Annotated in this window: 1 protein-coding gene; it reads left to right on the forward strand. The window is 51.0% G+C overall.

The genetic code is table 11. The features are described from left to right. Positions 1-231: 231 nt before the first annotated feature. Positions 232-1826, forward strand: a 1595-nt coding sequence (locus HGBM_RS26085; protein ID WP_019119050.1) for a peptide ABC transporter substrate-binding protein, incomplete at its 3' end; no start/stop codon positions are given.

Consider the following 1826-nt stretch of genomic DNA (forward strand, 5'->3'; position numbering starts at 1 on the left):
TTTTTTTTAGCCTTTTTTGAGAACGTACATTCCCCTTTTGTGGTAAAATAAGGAGAAGGAGGTGAATCGAAATAAAACTGGTCTACAAGCGGATTTCTCGTTGGTCAGCTGAGGAGTGTTCAAACACTTTGATTTACTTGTAAAAAAATGAAACCGAATTCGACAATATATGATTTTCGAATGAAAAGCAGTATAGTGTAAGCAGAAAGAAACAGAGGAGATTTTCTCAGAATGAATAAGAAAGCTGTCTGGATTGTGTTAGCCACCGTAATCGCTATGGTGGTTGTACTTGGTTGTGGAAATATCATTTTCAACAAGCGGCAGTTAGCGCCACAAAACGAGCTTCGGCTCAATCTCCACAATGAACCGGCTACGATAGACCCCGGGGTGGCCGAGGACCTCATATCGGGTTCCATCGCCCGGGCAGCCTTCGACGGTCTGACGCGAATCGGAGCAGACGGCAAGCCCCATCCGTCAATGGCGGAGAAGATTGATATTTCCCCTGATCGCTTGACGTATACCTTTACCTTGCGGGATTCGCGGTGGAGCAACGGGGATCCGGTGACCGCCTATGACTTTGAGTACGCTTGGAAACGGGTTCTCAATCCGCTGTTCGGAGCCAATTACGCCTACCAGCTTTACCATCTGAAAAATGCCGAGAAGGCCAACAAAGGCAAAATCAGCATGGACGAGGTGGGAGTCAAGGCGCTGGACGACAAACGGCTGCTGGTGACGTTGGAGCATCCGGCTCCGTACTTTTTGGAGTTGACTGCGTTCTACACCTACTATCCAGTCAATCACAAAGTAGTGGAAGCCAACCCGGAGTGGGCTTTGGATGCCGAGACCTTTGTCAGCAACGGGCCGTTCAAGGTCGAATCGTGGAAGCACGGGGAAAAGCTGGTTTTGACAAAAAATCCGTACTACTGGGATAGAGATGCCGTCAAGCTTGACGGGATTCAGTTTTCCATGGAGGGCGATGAACGCAAAGAGCTGTCCATGTTCGAAAAAAACGAGCTAGATTGGGCCGGAGCGCCGCTCAGTGCCCTGCCGCTCGATGCGCTGCCCGAGCTGGGGAGATCCGGCAAGCTGATCTCCAAACCGATCGCGGGGACGTATTGGTATTCCTTTAACACGGAGCGCTTTCCGTTTGACAACAAAAAAATCCGCCAGGCTTTTGTCTATGCGATCAACCGGCAGGAGATCACCGCCGAAGTGGCACCCGGAAACCGGCCGGCGACTGGAGTTGTGCCGTCCTCGATGGCGCTTCATCCGCAGGGCTATTTCCGGGACAACGACGCCGAGACTGCGAGAAAACTGCTCGCGGAAGGCATGAAAGAAGCGGGAATTGAACAGCTTCCGCCAGTGACGCTGATGTACAACATGTCGGAGACCCATGCCAAAATCGCAAAAGCGGTACAAAAACAGTGGAAACAGGTGCTGGGGGTTGATGTCAGGTTGGAAGAAAAGGACTGGGGTACGTTTATTCGCGACCTGCATCAAGGAAACTACCAAATTGGCCGGGTAGGCTGGGTGGGCGACTTTAACGATCCGGTCAATTTCCTGGAACTGTTCAAGGAAAAGAGTACCGGGACCAATTATTCAAAATGGGAAAATGCCGCCTACAAATCCCTCTTGAACCAATCCGTGTTGGAGCGCGTCCCTGACAAACGCAGGCATTTATTGGCCCAAGCGGAACAAATCCTCATGGAAGAGATGCCGGTGGCTCCCGTTTACTTTTACACCGACACCTACGTCATGAGCGAACGGGTGAGCGGCGTGATTATCGACGGACTTGGCTTCGTCGATTACAAATGGGCGAAAATTAA

This window comes from Brevibacillus massiliensis (assembly GCF_000311785.1).
GTDB lineage: Bacteria > Bacillota > Bacilli > Brevibacillales > Brevibacillaceae > Brevibacillus_C > Brevibacillus_C massiliensis.